At 29.9% G+C, this 21,553-nt stretch carries 20 protein-coding genes, 1 tRNA gene and 1 other RNA gene; 19 read left to right on the top strand and 3 right to left on the bottom strand.

Features of this window, described 5'->3' with window-relative positions; translation table 11 throughout:
* Nucleotides 1–9: 9 nt before the first annotated feature.
* The 4 genes from ppdK to rpoD all read left to right on the top strand — a co-directional run bounded on the left by ppdK (nucleotide 10) and on the right by rpoD (nucleotide 6,353).
* The gene (ppdK, locus tag BN2409_RS15735) at nucleotides 10–2,631 is read left to right on the top strand and encodes a pyruvate, phosphate dikinase (protein WP_053957551.1); all 2,622 of its coding nucleotides are present in this window, start codon (nucleotides 10–12) and stop codon (nucleotides 2,629–2,631) included.
* A 233-nt stretch (nucleotides 2,632–2,864) separates the two neighbouring features.
* Nucleotides 2,865–3,320, top strand: a complete 456-nt coding sequence (locus BN2409_RS15730; protein WP_053957550.1) for a YaiI/YqxD family protein — start codon at nucleotides 2,865–2,867, stop codon at nucleotides 3,318–3,320.
* Nucleotides 3,321–3,386: 66 nt separating this feature from the next.
* A complete protein-coding gene (gene dnaG / locus BN2409_RS15725; protein WP_053957549.1) occupies nucleotides 3,387–5,228 on the top strand; it encodes a DNA primase in 1,842 nt (613 codons plus the stop codon).
* A 24-nt stretch (nucleotides 5,229–5,252) separates the two neighbouring features.
* A complete protein-coding gene (gene rpoD, locus BN2409_RS15720) occupies nucleotides 5,253–6,353 on the top strand; it encodes an RNA polymerase sigma factor RpoD (RefSeq protein WP_053957548.1) in 1,101 nt (366 codons plus the stop codon).
* Nucleotides 6,354–6,383: 30 nt separating this feature from the next.
* Here the strand turns inward: rpoD and BN2409_RS17405 are convergent, their stop codons facing one another.
* The gene (locus BN2409_RS17405; protein WP_199873072.1) at nucleotides 6,384–6,560 is read right to left on the bottom strand and encodes a hypothetical protein; all 177 of its coding nucleotides are present in this window, start codon (nucleotides 6,558–6,560) and stop codon (nucleotides 6,384–6,386) included.
* Between the two features lie 124 nt (nucleotides 6,561–6,684).
* On the opposite strand from BN2409_RS17405, the gene BN2409_RS15715 reads away from it, so the two are divergent.
* The 5 genes from BN2409_RS15715 (at nucleotide 6,685) to BN2409_RS15700 (ending at nucleotide 10,327) form a co-directional block, all read left to right on the top strand.
* Nucleotides 6,685–7,380, top strand: a complete 696-nt coding sequence (locus tag BN2409_RS15715) for a tRNA (adenine(22)-N(1))-methyltransferase (RefSeq protein WP_053957547.1) — start codon at nucleotides 6,685–6,687, stop codon at nucleotides 7,378–7,380.
* Complete coding sequence (locus tag BN2409_RS15710) at nucleotides 7,365–8,483, top strand: Nif3-like dinuclear metal center hexameric protein (RefSeq protein ID WP_053957546.1); 1,119 nt, start codon at nucleotides 7,365–7,367, stop codon at nucleotides 8,481–8,483. The genes BN2409_RS15715 and BN2409_RS15710 overlap by 16 nt, the downstream gene beginning before the upstream one ends.
* Nucleotides 8,484–8,550: 67 nt before the next feature.
* The gene (locus tag BN2409_RS17400) at nucleotides 8,551–9,270 is read left to right on the top strand and encodes a zinc ribbon domain-containing protein (protein ID WP_053957545.1); all 720 of its coding nucleotides are present in this window, start codon (nucleotides 8,551–8,553) and stop codon (nucleotides 9,268–9,270) included.
* 63 nt (nucleotides 9,271–9,333) lie between these two features.
* Nucleotides 9,334–9,677, top strand: an RNA gene (gene rnpB / locus BN2409_RS16635) — RNase P RNA component class A.
* Nucleotides 9,678–9,835: 158 nt separating this feature from the next.
* Nucleotides 9,836–10,327 (top strand): FUSC family protein, encoded by a 492-nt coding sequence (locus tag BN2409_RS15700; RefSeq protein ID WP_053957544.1) that lies wholly within the window; start codon nucleotides 9,836–9,838, stop codon nucleotides 10,325–10,327.
* A gap of 48 nt (nucleotides 10,328–10,375) precedes the next feature.
* Here BN2409_RS15700 and BN2409_RS15695 read toward each other — a convergent pair whose 3' ends face one another.
* Nucleotides 10,376–11,350, bottom strand: a complete 975-nt coding sequence (locus BN2409_RS15695) for a hypothetical protein (RefSeq protein WP_199873070.1) — start codon at nucleotides 11,348–11,350, stop codon at nucleotides 10,376–10,378.
* A gap of 173 nt (nucleotides 11,351–11,523) precedes the next feature.
* On the opposite strand from BN2409_RS15695, the gene BN2409_RS15690 reads away from it, so the two are divergent.
* On the top strand, nucleotides 11,524–12,585 hold the full coding sequence (locus tag BN2409_RS15690; protein WP_053957543.1) for a hypothetical protein: 1,062 nt from the start codon (nucleotides 11,524–11,526) through the stop codon (nucleotides 12,583–12,585).
* The gene (locus tag BN2409_RS15685) at nucleotides 12,585–12,806 is read left to right on the top strand and encodes a hypothetical protein (protein ID WP_053957542.1); all 222 of its coding nucleotides are present in this window, start codon (nucleotides 12,585–12,587) and stop codon (nucleotides 12,804–12,806) included. The genes BN2409_RS15690 and BN2409_RS15685 overlap by 1 nt, the downstream gene beginning before the upstream one ends.
* 39 nt (nucleotides 12,807–12,845) lie before the next feature.
* Here the strand turns inward: BN2409_RS15685 and BN2409_RS15680 are convergent.
* Nucleotides 12,846–12,932, bottom strand: a tRNA-Leu gene (locus BN2409_RS15680).
* A 161-nt stretch (nucleotides 12,933–13,093) separates the two neighbouring features.
* Between BN2409_RS15680 and BN2409_RS15675 the strand changes: the two genes are divergently transcribed.
* The 8 genes from BN2409_RS15675 to BN2409_RS15640 all read left to right on the top strand — a co-directional run bounded on the left by BN2409_RS15675 (nucleotide 13,094) and on the right by BN2409_RS15640 (nucleotide 21,551).
* Entirely contained in the window at nucleotides 13,094–14,068 is a 975-nt protein-coding gene (locus BN2409_RS15675; protein WP_110943175.1) for a metal-dependent hydrolase, read from the top strand.
* Between the two features lie 117 nt (nucleotides 14,069–14,185).
* The gene (locus tag BN2409_RS15670) at nucleotides 14,186–14,776 is read left to right on the top strand and encodes an RNA polymerase sigma factor (protein WP_242847979.1); all 591 of its coding nucleotides are present in this window, start codon (nucleotides 14,186–14,188) and stop codon (nucleotides 14,774–14,776) included.
* 14 nt (nucleotides 14,777–14,790) lie between these two features.
* Nucleotides 14,791–15,873: an anti-sigma factor family protein gene (locus tag BN2409_RS15665; protein WP_053957539.1), complete on the top strand. Its 1,083-nt coding sequence runs from the start codon at nucleotides 14,791–14,793 to the stop codon at nucleotides 15,871–15,873.
* A gap of 134 nt (nucleotides 15,874–16,007) precedes the next feature.
* The gene (gene polA, locus BN2409_RS15660; protein WP_053957538.1) at nucleotides 16,008–18,668 is read left to right on the top strand and encodes a DNA polymerase I; all 2,661 of its coding nucleotides are present in this window, start codon (nucleotides 16,008–16,010) and stop codon (nucleotides 18,666–18,668) included.
* Between the two features lie 16 nt (nucleotides 18,669–18,684).
* Complete coding sequence (coaE, locus tag BN2409_RS15655) at nucleotides 18,685–19,284, top strand: dephospho-CoA kinase (RefSeq protein ID WP_053957537.1); 600 nt, start codon at nucleotides 18,685–18,687, stop codon at nucleotides 19,282–19,284.
* A 13-nt stretch (nucleotides 19,285–19,297) separates the two neighbouring features.
* Nucleotides 19,298–19,870 carry a lytic transglycosylase domain-containing protein gene (locus tag BN2409_RS15650; protein WP_330375492.1) on the top strand — a complete coding sequence of 191 codons (573 nt, stop codon included), beginning with the start codon at nucleotides 19,298–19,300 and terminating at the stop codon, nucleotides 19,868–19,870.
* 133 nt (nucleotides 19,871–20,003) lie between these two features.
* Nucleotides 20,004–20,501 (top strand): DUF441 domain-containing protein, encoded by a 498-nt coding sequence (locus BN2409_RS15645; RefSeq protein WP_053957536.1) that lies wholly within the window; start codon nucleotides 20,004–20,006, stop codon nucleotides 20,499–20,501.
* Nucleotides 20,502–20,576: 75 nt separating this feature from the next.
* Complete coding sequence (locus BN2409_RS15640) at nucleotides 20,577–21,551, top strand: nicotinate phosphoribosyltransferase (RefSeq protein ID WP_242847978.1); 975 nt, start codon at nucleotides 20,577–20,579, stop codon at nucleotides 21,549–21,551.
* Nucleotides 21,552–21,553 lie beyond the last annotated feature (2 nt).

Raw genomic sequence — 21,553 nt, 5'->3', positions numbered from 1 at the left:
GTTTGAAATATGACAAAATATGTATATGCATTTTATGAAGGAAATAAGGAAATGAAATCTTTACTAGGGGGAAAAGGTGCAAATTTAGCAGAAATGACGAAGATAGGACTTCCTGTCCCTCCAGGGTTTACAGTGACTACACAAGCTTGTAATCAATATTATGAAGATGGAAAACAAATTCATGAAAGTATTGTGGGAGAAATTTTTGAAAATCTAAAAAATTTAGAAGAAAAAATAGGAAAGAAATTTGGAGATGCAACCAATCCTCTTTTAGTATCTGTAAGATCTGGAGCTGTTGTTTCTATGCCTGGTATGATGGATACCATATTAAACTTAGGTCTTAATGACCAAACGGTAGTAGGAATGGCAAAAGCAACAGAAAATGAAAGATTTGCTTATGATAGCTACAGAAGATTTATTCAAATGTTTGGAGATGTAGTACTTGAAATCCCAAAATATAAATTTGATCATATATTAGAAAAAGAAAAGGAAATTAGTCATGTAGAGCTAGATACAGAGTTAACATCAGAAAATCTTAAAAATATTATTGAAGAATATAAAAAGCTTGTGAAAAAAGAATCTAGAAAAGATTTTCCACAAGATCCAAAAGAACAATTATTAATGGCAGTTCAAGCTGTATTTAGTTCTTGGAATAATCCTAGAGCTATTGTATATAGAGAATTAAATGAGATTCCAAGCCACTTTGGAACAGCTGTAAATGTACAATCCATGGTATTTGGAAATATGGGAGATACTTCAGGAACAGGAGTTGCATTCACTCGAAATCCTGCTACAGGAGAGAAAAAATTATTTGGAGAATTTTTAATGAATGCACAAGGAGAGGATGTGGTAGCAGGAATTAGAACACCTCAACCTATTGCACAGCTTCAAAATACAATGCCTCCTGTATATGATCAATTTGTAAATGTTGCCAATTTATTAGAAAATCACTATAAAGATATGCAAGATATTGAATTTACAATAGAAAAAGGCAAATTATTCTTACTTCAAACAAGAAATGGAAAAAGAACAGCAGCAGCAGCAATTAATGTAGCAGTAGATATGGTAAATGAAAAAATCATTGATAAAGAGACGGCTATATTAAGAATCGAACCAAATCAATTAGACCAACTTCTTCATCCTACTTTTGAAGAGAAAGCCATAAAAGAAGCTACAAAAATTACAAAAGGATTGCCAGCATCTCCTGGAGCTGCTACAGGAAAAATTTATTTCAATGCAGAAGATGTCGTAGCTAAAGCTAGTGAAGGAGAAAAAGTAGTTTTAGTAAGACTGGAAACTTCTCCTGAAGATATAGAAGGAATGGTAGCAGCACAAGGAATTTTAACAGCAAGAGGAGGAATGACTTCTCATGCAGCAGTAGTAGCAAGAGGAATGGGGAAATGTTGTGTAGCAGGATGTGGAGAGTTAAGAGTAGATGAAACAAATAAATTATTTAAAGTAGGAACTAAAATTTTTAAAGAAGGAGATTTTATTTCTCTTGATGGAAATACAGGAAATGTATATGAAGGAAGTATTGAAACAAAAGATCCAGAATTATCAGGAAACTTTGCTACTTTAATGAATTGGGCAGATGAAATTAGAAAACTAAAAGTAAGAACAAATGCAGACACACCAAAGGATGCAGCTGTAGCTGTAAAATTTGGAGCAGAGGGAATTGGACTTTGTAGAACAGAGCATATGTTCTTTGAGGAAGAAAGAATTCCTGCTGTGAGAAAAATGATTCTTTCTAAAACTGTAGAAGAAAGAGTAGCTGCACTAGATAAATTACTGCCTTTCCAAAAAAATGATTTTGTAGGAATTTTCAAGGAAATGGGAGAAAGATCAGTAACAATTAGATTACTAGATCCACCACTACATGAATTTTTACCACATCATGATGAAGACATAAAAGCACTTTCAAAACAAATAGGAGTTTCTTATGAAGAATTAAAAGAAACAGTAGAGGAATTAAAAGAAGTGAATCCAATGCTTGGTCATAGAGGATGCAGATTATCTATTACGTATCCAGAAATATGTGAAATGCAAACAAAAGCTATCATAATGGCAGCTATAGAAGTAAAGAAAGAAAAAAATATCAATATTGAACCTGAGATTATGGTTCCGCTTATTGGAAGTGAAAAGGAATTAGAAATTATCAAAGATTTAATTATAAAGACTGCAAAAGAAGTAATGGATGAAATGGGCGAGACATTAAAAATTAAAGTAGGTACTATGATTGAAGTACCAAGAGCTGCTTTAACTGCTGATGAAATTGCAAAACATGCAGAGTTTTTCTCTTTTGGAACAAATGATTTGACTCAAATGACTTATGGATTTTCAAGAGATGATGCAGGAAAATTCATTCCAGAATATAGAAAAAAAGAAATATTTGAAAAAGATCCTTTCCAAAGATTAGATCAGGTAGGGGTTGGAAAACTTATGAAAATGGCTGTAGAACTAGGAAAATCTCAAAGAGAAGATATTAAACTTGGCATTTGTGGGGAACATGGAGGAGATCCAGATTCTATTGAATTTTGTCACAAAATAGGACTTCATTATGTATCATGCTCTCCATATAGAGTACCTATTGCAAGACTTGCAGCAGCACGTGCAGCAGTACAAAATAAATAAAAAAAAAGACATGGAAAAATTTTTCCATGTCTTTTTTTTATTATAGGAGGAATAATGAATATATTGTGGTATATATATTAATACAAAAGTAGAAAAATAGAAGTAATTTGTGAAATTTAGAGAAATGACAGACAATTATGTATTTTATTTTCCTTTTAAATAAAGGAGGATTAAAGATACTTATGTCGAATATTGAGAAAGATAAAGAAAAAATGAGGTGAGTATATATATAAATGACAATATATGTAGATGGTGATGCCTGTTGTGTGAAAGAACTGATTATTCATCACTCTAAAAAATATACTGTAAAGGTAGTTATGGTCATTAGTATTTGCCATGTTTCGAAGCGTCAAAAAGATGTAGAATATGTGATTGTAGATAACGAGAATCAATCAGTAGATATGATGATTATAAATAAAACACAAAAAAATGATTTGGTGATTACAGATGATTATGGATTGGCATCCCTTTTATTAGGCAAACAAGTACTTTGTTTATCAACTAGAGGATTCATATATACACAAGAGAATATAGAAGATCTCCTCATAAGAAGATATATAAATATGAAAAGCATGAGAGGAGGCAATAAAGTTAAAGGACCCTCTAAAAGAAGTAAAGAAGATGATATAAGATTTATGAATAATTTCAACAAAATTCTACATAAATGCCTATATAATTCTGATATTTAGAGATTAAACTTTTTGAAAGAAGGAAATTTCATATATATGGAGAAAAGGATAATATAGGTGATAAAAATGAGTACTTATTTTGATGAAGAATTAATTGAAGAAATAAAAGAAAGAAATCCTATTATAGATGTAGTCTCTAGGTATGTACCTCTTAAAAAAAGTGGATCTACATACAAAGGATTATGTCCTTTTCATCATGAGAAGACACCATCTTTTGTAGTATCTGAGGAAAAACAATTCTATCATTGTTTTGGATGTGGAAAATCAGGAGATGCAATTCAATTTGTTATGCAGATGGAACATATAGACTTTATAGATGCGATACATATGTTAGGAGATTGGGCAGGAATCTCTATAGAAGAGCATGCTACATCTGATCGTCAAAGAGAAGAAATTCATATTAAAAATCAATTATATGAAATCAATAGAGAAGCTGCGTTGTTTTATTATAAAAATCTTTTTCAAACAGGAAATATAGGACTAAATTATTTACATGAAAGAGGATTAAATATTCAAACCATCAAAAAATTTGGCTTAGGATATGCAAAAAATCAGTGGGAGTTACTAAATAGATATCTTTTAAGCAAAGGATACGATCAAAAGCTTATTTATAAAGCAGGATTGGTCATCAAAAGAAAAACAAAAGATGGTTACTACGATAGATTTAGAAATAGAGTCATATTTCCTATTATTAATGTATCAGGAAAAGTGATAGGATTTGGAGGCAGAATCATTGATGAAGGTGAGCCTAAATATTTAAATTCTCCTGAAACTCCTGTGTTTAATAAAGGAAATCATTTATATGGACTAAATCTATCAAAAGATGAAATCAGAAAGAAAAAACAAATTATTGTAGTAGAAGGATATATGGATGTGATCGGTCTTTATGAAGGCGGCATCTATAATGCTGTTGCATCACTAGGAACAGCTCTTACAAAGAGTCAAGGATATCTATTAAAAAGATATGCAGATGAAGTGATGATTGCTTATGATGGCGATACGGCAGGAAAAGCAGCAACACTAAGAGGACTAGATGTTTTAAAAGATGTAGGATGTAAAGTAAAAGTAGTAGATTTATCAGATGGAGTAGATCCAGATGAATATGTTAGAAAAAAGGGAAGAGATGCTTTTTTAGAAGAAATACAAAAAGCTTTGCCTTTGGTGGACTATAAAATAAAATTAGCTCATAATGAAAATGATATGACTACTACAGAAGGTAAAATAAAATTTGTACAATCTATCACTTCTATACTAAAGACATTAAAAAGTCCTGTAGAAATAGATGCTTATATACAAAAGATAGCTTCAGCTTCACATATTTCGCCAGAGGCTATAAAATCGGAAATCTATGGAAATAATAAAGGAAATTATCAAAAAGATAATCCATCTTATAAGAATAAGTATAGAAGTAAAAACGATAGGTATACTAATAAATATGATATAAAACCTGTGAAGCCTATACAAAAAATGGGTTATATAGAAGCAGAAAGAAGTTTATTAAAATTAATGATGGATGATAAACGGTTATTTGATAAAATAAAAAATATGATGAGTTGTGAAGACTTTATAGATGATATTCATATAAAAATAGCAAAAGTGATAGAGGGTTTATATGAAACAAATGAATTTGTTTCTATAGAAATGATTGTAGGACAATTTAATGAAGAAGAAATTTCTATACTTCATGATATTTATAAAAAAGTTGTTCCTATAGAAAATATAGATAAAGCTTTCATAGACTATATGGATGTTATAAAAAAACATAAATTAACAACAAGAAAAACAGAAATTGAAAATGAATTAAAAGAAATTGAAAAAATGAAAGATAAAACACCAAATCAGATAGTGAGGATCAGGGAGTTATGTATAGATTACGAAAAGTTATTAAAAGAACTAAAGAAACAGTAGTATTTTTGGAAAGGAGGGAATGTGATGGCAAAAAAACAACAAAATAAAGAAAAAAAAGTTCAATCTGTAAAATCCTTAATTGAAAAAGGCAAAAAAAGAGGAATGCTTACTTATACTGAAATTATGGATACCTTAGAGGAAATAGATTTAGATAAGGAGCAAGTAGAAGAAGTATACGATCATTTAGGTGCAATGGGTATAGATATTGTAGGAGATAAAGATGAGGAGATAGAGGAAATATCTGATACGGAAGAAGAAGAAGTTGTGGAGTTAGATCTTTCTATTCCAAAAGGGATCAATATAGATGACCCTGTTAGAATGTATTTAAAAGAAATTGGAAAAGTACCTTTACTTTCGGCTGTAGAAGAAATAGAATTAGCAAAGAGAATGGAGCAGGGAGACGAAGAAGCAAAGAAAAGACTTTGTGAAGCGAATTTACGGTTAGTTGTAAGTATTGCGAAAAGATATGTAGGAAGAGGAATGCTCTTTTTAGATTTAATACAAGAAGGAAATTTAGGACTTATTAAAGCTGTTGAAAAATTTGATTGGAGAAAAGGATATAAGTTTAGTACTTATGCAACATGGTGGATTAGACAGGCAATTACAAGAGCCATTGCAGACCAAGCAAGAACTATTAGAATTCCTGTTCATATGGTAGAAACCATTAATAAATTGATTAGAGTATCCAGACAACTTTTGCAAGAATTAGGCAGAGAACCAAAGCCTGAAGAAATTGCAAAAGAAATGGATTTACCTGAAGAAAAAGTAAGAGATATATTGAAAATAGCACAAGAACCAGTTTCTTTAGAAACTCCTATAGGAGAAGAAGAAGATAGTCATCTTGGCGATTTTATTCCTGATGATGATGCACCTGCACCAGCAGAAGCGGCAGCATTTTCTATGCTAAAAGAACAACTAGTAGAAGTGTTAGACACCCTTACTCCAAGAGAACAAAAAGTTTTAAGATTAAGATTTGGATTAGATGATGGTCGTGCAAGAACATTGGAAGAAGTAGGAAAGAAATTTGATGTGACAAGAGAAAGAATTAGACAAATAGAAGCAAAAGCATTAAGAAAATTAAGACATCCTAGCAGAAGCAAAAAATTAAAAGATTATTTAGAATAAAGATTCGCAGAATTTGCGAATCTTTATTGTCTACCAATATTGTTTTTGGGTACCATAAGCAATCTTTTTTTCTTTTTCTTCTTTAGGTTCTTCATCTTGATGATCGATATAATCTGCAAGATTTTCTGCTTCACATTCCCATTCGGGAGTATTTCCTCCCCATTTAAAATGAGGAATAGATTTTTTAGGATCATTATTTTTTTTCATCATTTATCCTCCTCTTCTTTAGTTTTGTACATAAAGATCAAAAAGATGTGATTTAATAATTTCCTATGGACTATAAAAAAAGGAATTGTAAAAAATTTATAGAATATGTAAGAGAGGAATGCTTATGAAACTTACGAATAGATTATTAGCTATTACAAAATTTGTGAAAAAAGGATCTTCTGTTGCAGATGTGGGTACAGATCATGGATATATTCCAGTGTATCTAGTTAAAAATCATATATCCAAAGAAGTAATTGCTACAGATGTAAATGAAGGCCCTTTAAACAGTGCAAAAGAAACCATCAAGGAGCATGGTTTAGAAAAATACATACAAACAAGATTGGGAAGTGGACTTGTTCCTATAAAGTCTTATGAAGTAGATACGGTCATAATTGCAGGAATGGGTGGTTTACTCATAAGAGATATATTAAAAAATGATTTAGAAGTGACAAGATCTATCAAAAGATTTATTCTCCAACCCATGGTAGCTCAAGAAGATTTAAGAAAGTGGCTCATTCAGAATCATTTCAAAATTGTAGATGAAAAATTAGAAAAAGAAGATCATAGAATCTATGAGATCATGGTTGTAGAAAAGGGAGAACAGATGATAGAAGATGAAATTTATTATAAAATTTCAAAGAAGCTTATTGAAAATAAAGACCCTTTATTAGAAGTTTTTATTCAAAAGCATATTCAAAAACAAAAAAAAATTTTTAGAAATTTAGAAGGACAAATAAGTGATAAGGCGAATGAAAAAAGAAATGAATGTATAGAAGAATTAAGAAAACTAGAGGAGGTGCTAGAATGGCTGAAAAAATAAAAAATATTATTCGTATTATGGAAGATATTGCACCTTCTTATTTAGCAGAAAGCTGGGATAATATAGGGCTTCAAATAGGAGATTATGAAAAAGAAGTAAATAAAATATTAGTATGTCTTGAAGTGACTCAAAGTATTATAGACGAAGGGATACAAAAAAACATAGATATGATTGTTTGCCATCATCCTTTGATTTTTAAACCCATAAAAAGAATTAGAAGAGATGATCCTATCCAAAGTATGATCCATAAACTGATAAAGCATGATATTTCTCTTTATTGTGCCCATACCAATTTAGATGTAGCAAAGGGCGGAACAAGTGATGTATTAGCTCAAAGTCTAAATTTAGTAGGGGTAGTTCCTCTCGTGAAAACCCATGAAGAAAAATATTTGAAATTAGTAGTCTATGTGCCAAAAGATTATGTAGAAAAAGTAGGAGAAGTTATGTGTACTTATGGGGCAGGTCATGTAGGAAATTATAGTCATTGCACTTTTAGAAGTGAAGGGATTGGAACTTTTATGCCATTAGGAGGAACAAATCCCTTTATAGGCAGCCAAGGGAATATAGAAAAAGTATGTGAACATAGGTTAGAAAGTATTGTATCGAAAAAAGATCTACATAAAATTATTGAAAATATGATCAAAGCACATCCTTATGAAGAAGTAGCATATGATATTATTCCTTTAGAAAATAAAATTCATTATGAGGGATTAGGAAGAGTAGGGCAATTAGAAAAAAATATGACTTTGTCTATGCTTTGTAAAACAATAAAAGAAAAATTGAATATGAAAACAATAAAATTTATAGGAAATCCACAGAAAGAAATAAAAAAAGTAGGACTTTGTACAGGAAGTGGAGCAGAGTTTATTGATGATGCATATAAAGTTTCATGTGATTGCTATATTACAGGAGATGTAAAATACCATGATGCTCAATATGCCAATGAGCTAGGCATGGCAGTTATTGATGCTGGTCATTTTGAAACAGAAAATATTATTTGTAGACCGCTATTTGAAACATTAAAAGATCATATGCAAATGAATCAATACAATGTAGAAATATTATTAAGTGATGAGGATATTAATCCATTTAAAACCATATAAGAATAGGCATAGTCTATTCTTATATGGTTTTTATTTTGTAAGAATCATTTTAGAAAGGGTGAATGATATGAATCAAAAAAAATATTTATGGAAATTGCAAGAAGTAGAAACAAAAATAAAGAAAAAGAAAAAAGAAATAGAATATATTAAAAGAGATGAAGATCTTCATAAAAAAGTAGATGAATATAAAAATTTAAAAGAGCTTTATGAAGATAAGAAAAATGAAAAAGAAAAAATTCAAAATATATTATACAAAGAAGAAAAAAAGGGAAAAGAAATTTCTTATGAGGAAAAAGAAATCAAAGAAAAATTGTATGGAGGAAGTATAAAAAATCCAAAGCAATTAGAATCTTTATATGAAGAAGAAGAAAAAATAAAAGAAACTATAGCCAAAATGGAACAAGTCATATTAGAATATATGGAAGCCTTATATAAAATAGAAGAAGAAATGAAAGAGATGAGTATGAAAGGAAGAAAATTAGGATGTGAAATCAAAGAACGAATCCATAAAAATAAAGTAGAAGTAGAAAAACTAAAAAAAGAAATACAACAAGAGATACAAGAAAGAAAAGAGCTTATAGAAACAATAGATGAGAATGATTTGAAAGTGTATCAAGATGTAAAGGACAAAAAAAATCATCCTATTGCTTTGTTGGTTCACGAAAATATTTGTACGGGATGCCATATGGATGTATCGATTATGACCGTACAAAATTTAAAAAAAGATAAACTAACTTTGTGCGAAAACTGTGGAAGAATATTAATTGCATCTAACGATTTACAATAATTGGATTTTGACAAAGAATATAATTTATGATAATATATCACTTGTAACGAAAAATAAATATTTCGAGTAAGTCAGATGATCGCGGCTCATGCTATGCATGAACGAGGAAAGTCCGAGCTCCGTAGGGCAAGGGTGCTGGGTAATACCCAGTGGAGGTGACTCTAAGGAAAGTGCAACAGAAAGAAACCGCCAACTTTTGTTGGTAAGGATGGAAAGGTGAGGTAAGAGCTCACCAGAGGCTAGGCGACTAGTCTGCTATGTAAACCCCACCCGGAGCAAGACCAAGTAGGGATAAAAAAGCGGCTGCCCGTCGCGTCCCGTGGTAGGTCGCTTGAGTCTACTGGCAACAGTAGACCTAGATAGATGATCATTTAATACAGAACTCGGCTTATAGATTTGCTCGATTATATATCATGGAAACTCAATGCTTTTAAGGCGTTGAGTTTTCTTTGCTTAGGAAGATTTAGAATAGAAAGTTTGTATAGTTTTATTTTGAATATATGAAGTAGTTATGGTACAATAACAATGCTCATATAATAAGGAATAGAAAGGTAGAAAACATATTATGGTAAAAATAGGCTCTCGTAATATTAAAACAGCAATCTCAGTCGCTATATGTATGCTTATATTTCAACTATTACATAGACCACATCCATTCTATGCTTGTATTGCAGCAGTGGTGTGCACAAAACCATCTATTCATAATTCTTTGGTAATGGGAAAAAATAGGATGATCGGAACGATCTTAGGAGGAATAGTGGGGCTTTGGTTTTCTATGGTTGTGGACAGTACTCCTTTAATTTGTGGAGGAGGGATTATGTTGGTGATTTATTTATGTAACATATGCAAGCAAAATGATTCTGTAGTGATTGCATGTATAGTTTTTATATCTATTATGACCAACCTCAGAGATTCTTCGTCTATTGTATATGCCGTCAATAGAGTTTTAGATACTTCTATAGGAATTGCTGTCAGTGTAGTTATAAATAGTTTTTTAAAACTAGAAAAATTTCAAGAATACTATATAGATATTAAAGAAAATATGTTATCTAAATAGTTGTTATGTAAATCCAAGGTATTTTACCTTGGATTTTGTGTTTTATTTTTAGCAGTCTTCATCTTCAGAAGTTTCTACTGGAGCTGTTTCTGTTTGTTCTTCTACTTCTTGTCTGCAGGGTTTTCTTTTATCGTCTATTTGATTTGGGAATAGTTGAGGGAATGTTGTGCATATTGGTGATGTGTCTGCTTCAAGTACAGGGAATCCTGTAGATAAAACACAAAGTTGAACAGGGACAATAATTTTCTTTTCGCAAGTTACACATAAAGCGATAATTAAGTTTACACAAACTGCTCCTGTAGTAGGATCAATACTAAAGTCTCTTAAGATACTATTGGTTGCAAGTCTAGTTTCGCAATCAATATTACAGAATTCAGTAAATCTTGGTAAGAATGCTGTATCAAATACAGATGGCATACATAATTCAAAGAAGTTTGTGAGTAAAAGAGGGGCGCTGTCTCTTGCAATAGGAACATTTGCTGCAAGTGTAATTTCACATTCTTTATCACAATGATCTGTATAAAGCACATCAATTTCAATTACTACATTTCCAGTGATTTCAACATTTTGTGTTCCAAATATAGGAGTTCCTTTAAATTCATTATCACATGTTTCTGTGTTTGTATAAAGAATTTTTTCTGATCTAGTGCCATCTGGACCTATTACTTTTATAGGTTTTCCACATCCATCTTCAACAAAATCTGCTCCAGAAACAGTTGTAATGGGTTTTACTTTTAGATTTCTTTCGTCGTTTATATTTTCAGGATTAAAAAACTTTCTGCATCGAATGTCTAAAACTCTTGTGATTCTTGAATTTCTACCTAAATTAGGTTGAAGAGGTTGACAAGAAATTGTTCTTAACCCTTGTAAATTAAATAACGCAGCATCATAAACTTTTTGAACATATACAGGTTCAGCTACAACATTTCTAAGTGACCCATCAAAATGACATCCAGTAGTTGCAGTACAACATTTATCACTAATAGAAAGACTTATTGGTCTTGTATTACTATTACATCCCATAGTTTTAACCTCCTTTTATATTCTGAGATAATCTTCTCTCAATGCTAGTATATTCATGACAAAAAATTTGTGTGACATTCATTCAATAGATTTTGTCATATATTTTGATTTTAAAAATATGATAGTAAGAGAAAAATCTAAACTTATGAAATTTGCAATTAGGTGGTGAGAGAATGCCATTTTCAAATCAAAAAAATATTTTAATGCATGATGAAGTAGGAAATTTACACAGTTTTCAAGAAGAAAAAGAAAAAATAATATACACATATTTTGATAAACAATTAGGCGAATATAAAAAAGAAGTATTGATAGAAAATAGCAGCGGAGAATTTGATGCAAGTATGGACGAAAAAGATTTGTACATGGTCTATCAAAATACAAAAGGTGAGATTATACTTATGACTTTTAAAAAAGGAATATGGTATGAAAATTCTTTAGGAGGAGATGTAAGTCTAAAAGTTTTTAACTTAAACATTGTATTGTGTACAGGAAAAGTGCATATTGTTTATTGCGTGAAAGCACAAGAAAATTCCATGTGTTATAGAATTTATCACCATTATTGTGAAAATCAAGAATGGAGAAGTTTTGTAGTAGAAGATATTGAAATTCAAAAATTTTTAAATCCATTTCAATTGATTGACTATGAAAATAAGTTAGTCATTGGTTTTTATCAGCTTATAAAGGGGTATGAACAAATATTTATAAAAGAATTTGATATACAAAAACAACAGTGGAACCCTTCTATACAATTAACATGGTCTAGTTGTGAAAAATTATATTTAAATTTACTCATGACTCATGAGGAGTTAATTCATGTGACATATTCTTCATATGTAGATGGAAATTTAATCATTAAGTACGAAAAATATAAACTAGAACAAGATCAAGCTATTAAAAAAATTGAACATATTTTATCTAATCCTGCAAATTGTTCTTATCCATTATTTGTAAAAGAGAAGGATAAACTTTGGACCATATGGACCGAATATGATCAAGTGGTTAGTAGTTTTTCTATAGATGAAGGAATTACATGGAGTGAGCCTTACTTGTGGAAGGAGTCTAAAGAAATATTGTTCTTTCAATATAAATATTATACAAATTATGAAAAAATCAAAGAAAATTATCAGCTTTGTTATGCTTTTGGGAAAGCATATCCTGAATTTTCGTTTATAGGATTTGGACCTTTAGAAAAGGCACAAGAAATTCCTATAAAAAAAAAGAGGAGGTATCGATAATGGAAGGTGAAGAAAGAACAAAAATAGAAGAAAAAGTAGAAAAAAAGGAAAAACAAAAGGTAGAAGGTGTATACATAAAAGAAAATGAATTTAAAAAACTAAATGAAGATGTAAAAAGAATTTCAGAAGAAATGAAAAAATTAGAAGAACTTCATGAAAGAGTGCAGTATATAGAGGAATATCTAAGTAGGAGAAGAGGGCTGTTTGGGAGAAGAATATAGAAAAAACCTAGGTTTGATAACCTAGGTTTTTTTATTGATTGGTGCCGAAGGCGGGGGTCGAACCCGCACGATGTTGCCATCACTGGATTTTGAGTCCAGCGCGTCTGCCAATTCCACCACTTCGGCTTGTGACAAGAATTATAATACCATATATATATACAAAGTGCAATAGAAATTTTTAAAAATTATCTTCAATAACAAAATTCTTGTTGAAGATATAAAAAGATTATGGTAAACTAAATTGATGTATATGAAATGAAAACAAAATATAAAATAGATAATAGTGAATGATTAGAAAGGAAGGTGGAAAAATGGATCCACTTACACATGGAGTCATTGGACTTGCAATATCTGCATTTAGCGGAGATCCTGTAAGTCTTACAAATCCTATATCCTTAGGATGTGCTATTGGAGCTATGTCGCCAGATATTGATATTATTGCGAAAGTAAAAGGTGATTATACCTATTTAAAACATCATAGAGGTATTTCTCATTCTCTGCCATCTTTAATAGGGCTTGCGGTAATCATTACAATAGGGTTATCTTTTTTCGTTCAATTTCAATTTTTACAAGTGCTATTTTGGACATTTGTTGGATGTTTATCCCATACGGTATTTGATATTTTAAATTCTTATGGAGCAAAATTATTTATGCCTTTTACAAAGAAAAAATCTATGATAGGAATTTTAATGCTTTATGACCCTGTAATTACGTTATTGTGTATATTGCTTATTTTTGTAAAGGAAAAGTCATTTCTTTTTTATAGCTTGACCGGGGTTACATTCTTCTTGTATTTAGGATTTAGATATGCTATGAAGGTATATGCAAAAAAAATTGTAAAAGAATATTATCAAAATGGATATAAAATTATAGATATTAATATTTTGCCAGCACTTATGGCTTTTCACAAATGGGATTTTATTGTAAGTACTACTACGTATCATCTAGTAGGCCAAGTAAATTTTGTAAATGGAAAGGTTTTTGAAAGAAAGAAATTTAAAAAACCTCAAGATGAGGTAGTAGAAATGTTCCAACAAACAAATGTAGGAAAATATTTCAAAGAATTTACTCCTATTTATCATGTGGTACAATTAGAAAAGAAAGATAATATTATATTAAAATCTATTGATCTTCGATATTATTTCAAAAATAATTTTATGCATCATGCTACAGTTGTATACGATCAAGAAAAGCATATAGTTGAATCTTTTTTTCATCCTTATCATATTACTAAAAATATTCCTGTAATGGAAACAAGATAGAATCTACTGTATAAGTAGGTTCTTTATTTTTTAGAAATAATATGAGCAAATATGGAACTTTTTATAAAAAGTTTCGTCTTATTTATAGGGATTTTTATGAGGAAAGGAGGGACTTTAGTGCAGGAGAAAAGTCTTATACATAAAAGTCAAAAAGGACACATAGAAAGCTTTGAAATTTTAATTCAAAATCATCAAAAACTTGCTTTTAATATTGCTTATAGAATGCTTGGAAATATAGAAGATGCGAAGGATGCTACACAAGATGCTTTTATAAAAGCATATAAAAATATTGACAAATTTAAAGAAGAAAGCACTTTTTCTACTTGGCTTTATAAAATTGTTACAAATACTTGCTTAGATGTATTAAGAAAGAAAAAGAAAATGAAAATTTATTCTTATGATCAGAAGTTAGAAACAGAAGATGGAAATATTTTAAGAGAAATACCAGACGAAAAAAATACTCCAGAGAAAATAATTGAAAAAAATGAAATTCAAAGACATATACAAAAGGCTATTGATTCTTTATCGGAGAATCATAGATCTGTGATTATACTAAGAGATATACAAGGTTTTTCATATGAAGAAATTGGGAGAATATTGAATTGTTCTGAAGGAACTGTTAAATCAAGACTCAATAGGGCAAGACAAGCTTTAAAGAAGATCATAACATCAGAGGAACTTTTCCATAAAGATTACGTCAAAATATAGGAAGGAGGGATCATATGAATTGTCTACAAATACAAGAAATGATTTCTTTATATATAGATGATCAATTAGATGAGTGGACAAAGAAAGAAGTTAAAAATCATTTAATGGAATGTCAAGTGTGCAAAGAGGAATATGAAAAAATGCTAGAGTATATTTCTTTATGTAAAGATTTGCCTATGATAGATTTACCAGAAGATTTTGCGGAAAGTTTACATGAAAAATTAGTAGATGTTCAGAAAAGTACAAAAAGAAAAAGTATAAATAAAATAAATTGGAAAGTATTCACTTCTGTTGCCGCTATGTTGGTGATAGGTATTACATCTATGTCTTTATTTTATTCTCCAAAAGATATAAAAGAAGAAATATATTCTACCAAAATAGAGTATTTTGCCCCAAAAGAATCAAATTCAGAAAGAAACATGGAAAAAGTAGAGGATACAGAAACTTTAAAAGAAAATAAAAAAGATATAGAAAATCCAAAGAAAGAAGTAAAAAAATCTTTATCACAAAAGGAAAGCAATGATCCCCAAAACTCTGTTTTGAGTCATGATGTTTTTGTGGAGGAAAAACTACCAGATTATCCCCAAGATAATGATCCTAAAGTGGCTCTTTATAATGGATCTCAAGAAGTGCCTACATTAAGGAAGTTTAGTATACAGCAATCTACTCAAAGCATAAGTCAAAATGTTTCTATGACGATTCATATACCTAAAAATGAATTTATTCAAATGGTAAAAAATTTAGGTGGAAATTTGGAAGTTTCTAAAGACTGTGAAATAGATGAGGTAAAAACAAAAAGAAATGTTTCTCAGATGGAGGAAATGGTGGTCTATATTCCTAAAGAAAAACTATTAGAGTTTGAAAAACAAGCAAAGGAATTAGGAGAAGTTGAAAAATATTTGATAGAAGATGAAGAAGTTGAAAAAAATAATGAAAGCCCTTTAGAGAAAATCGAAAATTTACAAACCCAAGAACCAATCCATAAAGGAAATCAGGATATAGATCAATTCCAAGAAAATGTAAAAAATTCGGATGAAGAAATGGAAATGTGTACGATTTATGTATCTTTATATAATGAGTCAAACAAGCCTTATTGAAAAGGCTTGTTTTTATATAGGAATTTTCAAGGAGGAATTTAGAAAGTAATTGAGAATATAGTTAAAGACTACAATATATTTTTTTGGGGAAATATATAGTTAAACTTAAAGAGATTTGCAAGGAGAGGATTTTATTGGAAGAAAAAATCATTATAATAGACGGAAATAGCTTGATTAACAGGACTTTTTATGCAATTCCTGAACTTACTACAAAAGATGGAGTTCATACAAATGCTGTATATGGGTTTGTAAGTGTATTACATAAAATTTTTGAAGATTATAATCCAGATTACATTACAGTAGCTTTTGATAGGAAGGCACCTACTTTTAGACATAAAGCTTTTGATGAATATAAAGCAGGAAGAAAAAAAATGCCAGACGAATTGGCAGAGCAATTTCCTATTCTAAAAGAGATTTTAGATGCTTTTCATATTCATAGAGTAGAAATTGATGGCTTTGAGGCAGACGATTTGATTGGGACCATTGTAAATTATAGCGAGACACAAAATATCCATCCTATTGTGATTACGGGAGATAAGGACGCTCTTCAATTGGTTTCTAAAAAAACAAAAGTTTTTATTACTAAAAAAGGAGTAAGTAGCCTAGAAGAATATGATGAACAAAATTTTATGAATCAATATGAAGTGACACCTAAACAGTTTATAGATGTAAAAGGACTTATGGGAGACAAATCAGATAATATTCCAGGAGTTTCTGGTATTGGAGAAAAGACTGCTATTAAATTGATTAAGGAATTTGAAAGTGTAGAAAATTTACTAGAAAATGTAGATCAAGTATCTAGTCCTAAACTAAGAGAAAAAATAAGAGAATATGCAGAGCAGGCTGTTTTAAGTAAAAAGTTAGCTACCATTATGCTAAATGTTCCTGTAGAAATGTCTTTAGATGAATTTAGGAGAACAGAGCCAGACACAAAAAAATTAACAGAACTCTTTTATAAGCTGGAGTTTAAAAAATTTTTAGATAAGTTAAAAGACCAAGATCCTATATCACAACAAAGTGAAAATATAGAGATCATTCAAATTGACAAAAAAGAAAAATTAGATAAACTAAAGCATAAAATGAAAGACAAAAAAGAGATATATGTAAAAGTATTTTCTAGTGAAAAAAATATTATAAAAGATGAGATTGTAGGAATTTATATTCAAATAGAAGACACAAATTATTTTGTAGATATAAAAAATCACAATGAATTCTTGATAGAATTAAAAGATATATTTGAAGATGTACATATTAAAAAATATGGATTTGAAATGAAAAAAGATATTTTAGCTTTATATGGACATAATATGAATTTTGAAGGAATAGATTTTGATTTAGCTATTGCATTATATTTAATAGAGCCTACAAGAAAATCCTATGCTATAGAAGATATTGCTTATGAATATTTGAATGAAAAGATTGTAGGAGAAGAGGAACTTTTAGGAAAAGGAAAAAAGAGAATCCATTATGATGGGGTAGAGGAAGAAAAATTAATTCAATATGGATATGGAATTTGTAATACGGTAAGAAAAATAAAAGAAAAAATCATAGAAAAATTAAAAGAAGATGAACTTTATGATTTGTATAAGGATATTGAGATTCCACTTATGAAAGTATTAGCAGGAATGGAGTTTGAAGGATTTTATGTAGATCAACAAAGACTTGAAGAAATAGGGAAAGAATTGAATGAAAAAATAAATGCTTTGACAGAAGAAATTTATACTTATGCAGAAGGTGTTTTTAATATTAATTCTACAAAGCAATTAGGAGAAATTTTATTTGACAAACTAAAATTGCCACCTATGAAAAAAACAAAAACAGGTTATTCTACAAATATTGAAGTGCTAGAAAAACTTTACGATAAACATCCTATTATTCCAAGCATCATCGAATATAGGCAACTGGTAAAGCTAAAAACTACATATATAGATGGCCTCATAGGAGTCATTAACCCTAATACTCATAAAATTCATTCTAGCTTTCATCAAACAGTAACGGCTACAGGAAGAATTAGTAGTACAGAGCCTAATCTTCAAAATATTCCTATTAAGCTAGAGGTAGGGAGAAAAATAAGAAAAGTATTTGTGCCTACTAATGAAGATTATGTTTTATTAGATGCAGATTATTCTCAAATTGAATTAAGAATACTTGCTCATATTTCAAAGGATGAAAATTTAATAGAGGCTTTTCATCAAAAACAAGATATTCATGCTTCTACAGCTTCAAAAGTATTTCATGTACCTATAGAAGAAGTAAGTTCATTACAACGAAGTAGAGCAAAAGCAGTAAATTTTGGAATCGTCTATGGAATTAGTGACTATGGTTTATCTGAAAATCTACATATTACGAAAAAGGAAGCGCAAAGATATATAGATGAATATTTTAGTAAATATGAAGGGGTAAAAAATTATATGGATCATATTGTAGAAGTAGGGAAAGAAAAAGGATATGTGACAACTATTTTAAATAGAAGAAGATATATTCCAGAATTAAAATCTAAAAATTTTAATATACGTTCTTTTGGAGAAAGAACTGCAATGAATACTCCAATACAAGGAAGTGCAGCAGATATTATAAAAATTGCTATGATTCGAGTGTATGAAAAATTAAAAAACAAAAAATTAAAATCAAAACTAATTTTGCAAGTTCATGATGAACTTATGGTAGAAACTCATAAAGATGAAATAGACGAAGTAAAAAAAATTGTAAAAGAAGAGATGGAGAATGCTATAAGTTTAAAAGTTCCACTGAACGTAGATATGAATATAGGGAATAGTTGGTATGATACAAAGTAATGAAAGGAAGTAAACTATGAAAGTGATTGGTCTTACAGGAGGAATTGCTACAGGAAAAAGTACAGCTTCGTTTATTATAAAGGGTTTAGGAGTTCCGGTGATTGATGCAGATTTAGTAGCAAGAGAAATTGTAGAACCTAAAAAAGAAGCTTTTTTTGAAATTGTAAAATATTTTGGAGAAGAAGTTCTTCAAAAAAATGGTGATTTAGATAGAAAAAAATTAGGAAATATTGTATTTTCTAATCAGGAAAAATTAAAAAAACTAAACGATATTACCCATCAAAGAATAATAGATGAAATCATTAATAAAATAAATATGTATAGAAAACTTTCTATCTATCCTGTTATAATTGTAGATGCAGCTTTATTAATTGAAATGAAGATGAATGATTTGGTAGATGAAGTTTGGCTTGTCATAACAGATAAACAAACACAGATTTATAGGCTTATGGAAAGAGATGGATTTTCTTTTGAAAGTGCAAAAAAAAGAATAAATGCTCAAATGTCTACAGAGGAAAAAACGAAATATGCTCATGTTGTTTTAAATAATAGCGGAAGTATAGAGGATTTGACAAATAAAATACAAGAGGAATTAAAAAGGGTGAGAGAGTATTGATGGAGGGATCCATTTGCTTTTAATAGATATCAGTAAATATAAAAAAATATTAAGATTAATAATGCTTGTGCTTGTACTTGTAATAGGATTTTATAGTATATATGCTATATTTAAAATAATATATCCTATTTATTATGAAGATATTATTCGAAAATATGCAAAAGAATATGATTTAGACCCTTATTTAATTGCAGCAATTATTCGAACAGAAAGTAAGTTTGATGAAAATGCCAAATCTCATAGAGAAGCGAAAGGGCTTATGCAAATTTCCCCAATAACTGGAGAATGGGCATCTAAAGAATTAAAAATAGATAAATATGATGAAACATTTTTATTTATACCAGAGATGAATATTATGATTGGTTGTTGGTACTTAAATCGATTAAGAAATGAATTTAATGGAAATTTAGAATTGATGCTTGCAGCTTACAATGGAGGAAGCGGAAATGTAAACAAATGGTTAAAAGATATTCGCTATAGCAAGGACGGGAAAGTTTTAGAGGACATTCCTTTTCCTGAAACAAAGAATTATGTAAAAAAAGTAAAGAAAAGTTATAAAGTATATCAAATGTTATATAGAGAATAAAAATTAAAAATTGTATATATTTAGTGAATGAATAAGGATATTGTTGAATAAAGTAGATAAGTCATTTATAATGATTAAGGACAATATAATCCTATATGAAAGTGATGACTAAAAAATATATAGGAGAGAGGTTATGAGTCAAGAATATTTAGGGAGTATTACTTTGTTAATTTTATTAATTTTGGCTATGGTAGGTAAAAACAATGCCTTAGCTGTAGCCATAAGTGCTTTGATTTTTTTGATGCTTCTTGGTCAGATGGGAGGAGAAATCAAAAGTTTTTCTCATACGATTCTTGTTTTTTTAGATCAATATGGATTAAATTTAGGACTTGTTTTATTGATGATAGGAATACTTGCCCCTTTTGCACTTGGAGAGTCAGATGTAATATCTATGCTTATGACTTTTAAAACTTATAAAGGATTGATAGGTATTTTAGCAGGATTATTAGTAGCTATCTTTGGAGCAAAAGGAGGATATCTTCTACAAATAGAACCTTCTACAGTAACTTCTGTGGTGATTGGTACTATAATAGGGATCGTATTATTTAAAGGATATCCTGTGGGACCTTTGATTGGTTCTGGAATTGCATATTTTATGATTTACATAGCAGAAATATTTATGAAAAAATAGAAAGGAATGTGATTTATGAAACATATGACAAGCCTTGAGGACATAAAGGGGATCAAAATCAGCGAGGAGAGGTTGATGCACTCAGGTAATCACGATGAAATATTAACAGGGCTTACAACAGATGTTTATTTTTTAAGAACCTTAGATATTTTAAGACATATGAATTTAGATCATGAGATTGTAACAGCTGAGATATTTGCAAGAAAACCTGGGGTATTTGTTGGAATTGAAGAAGTAAAAAGCATGTTAAAAGACAAAAATGTAGAAGTATGGGCATTAGAAGAAGGAGAAGAATTTGAAGCAAAAGAAACTTTAGTAAGAATAAAGGGGCCTTATAGTGAATTCGGAGTTTTTGAAACAGCCATGCTTGGAAGTTTAGCTAGTGGAAGTGGTTGGGCTACAGCGTCTAAAGAAGTAAAAAAAGCTTGTGGAGAAAAACCATTTTTATGTTTTGGAGCAAGACATGTACACCCTGCTATAGCTCCAGTCATGGAAAGAGCTGCAGTGATTGGAGGAGCAAATGGAGCAAGTTGTGTATTAGCTGCAAAACTATTAAATATGGAAGCTTCTGGAACATTGCCTCATGCAGCTATGCTAATTGCTGGAGATACATTAGATGTTGCAAAAGTTTATAATGAGGTGACACCAAAGTCTCATAAAAGAATTGTATTGGTAGATACTTTTAAAGACGAAGTAGAGGAGAGCTTAAGAATTGCAAAAGAGTTAGGAGATGAATTATTTGGAATTCGTCTAGATACTCCTAGTGAAAGAGGAGGAGTTACTCCAAACCTTGTAAGAGAGCTTCGTGCAAAACTAGATATTAATGGATATCATCATATAAAGATTTTTGTATCTGGAGGATTGACTCCTGAAAAAATAAGATTATTATCTGATGCAGGTGCGGATTCTTTTGGAGTAGGAAGTTATATTTCAGGAGCTCCTGCTATTGATATGACTATGGATATCAAAGAAGTAGGAGGAAAATCTGTGGCAAAGAGAGGAAGAATTCCTGGGATCATAGAAAATAATAAATTAAAAAGAATTTTTTAATC

The sequence above is a fragment of the Inediibacterium massiliense genome, from assembly GCF_001282725.1.
In the GTDB taxonomy this organism is placed as follows: domain Bacteria; phylum Bacillota; class Clostridia; order Peptostreptococcales; family Thermotaleaceae; genus Anaerophilus; species Anaerophilus massiliensis.
The sequence above is the reverse complement of the archived record's forward strand: the minus strand, read 5'-3'. Positions and strand labels throughout refer to the sequence as shown.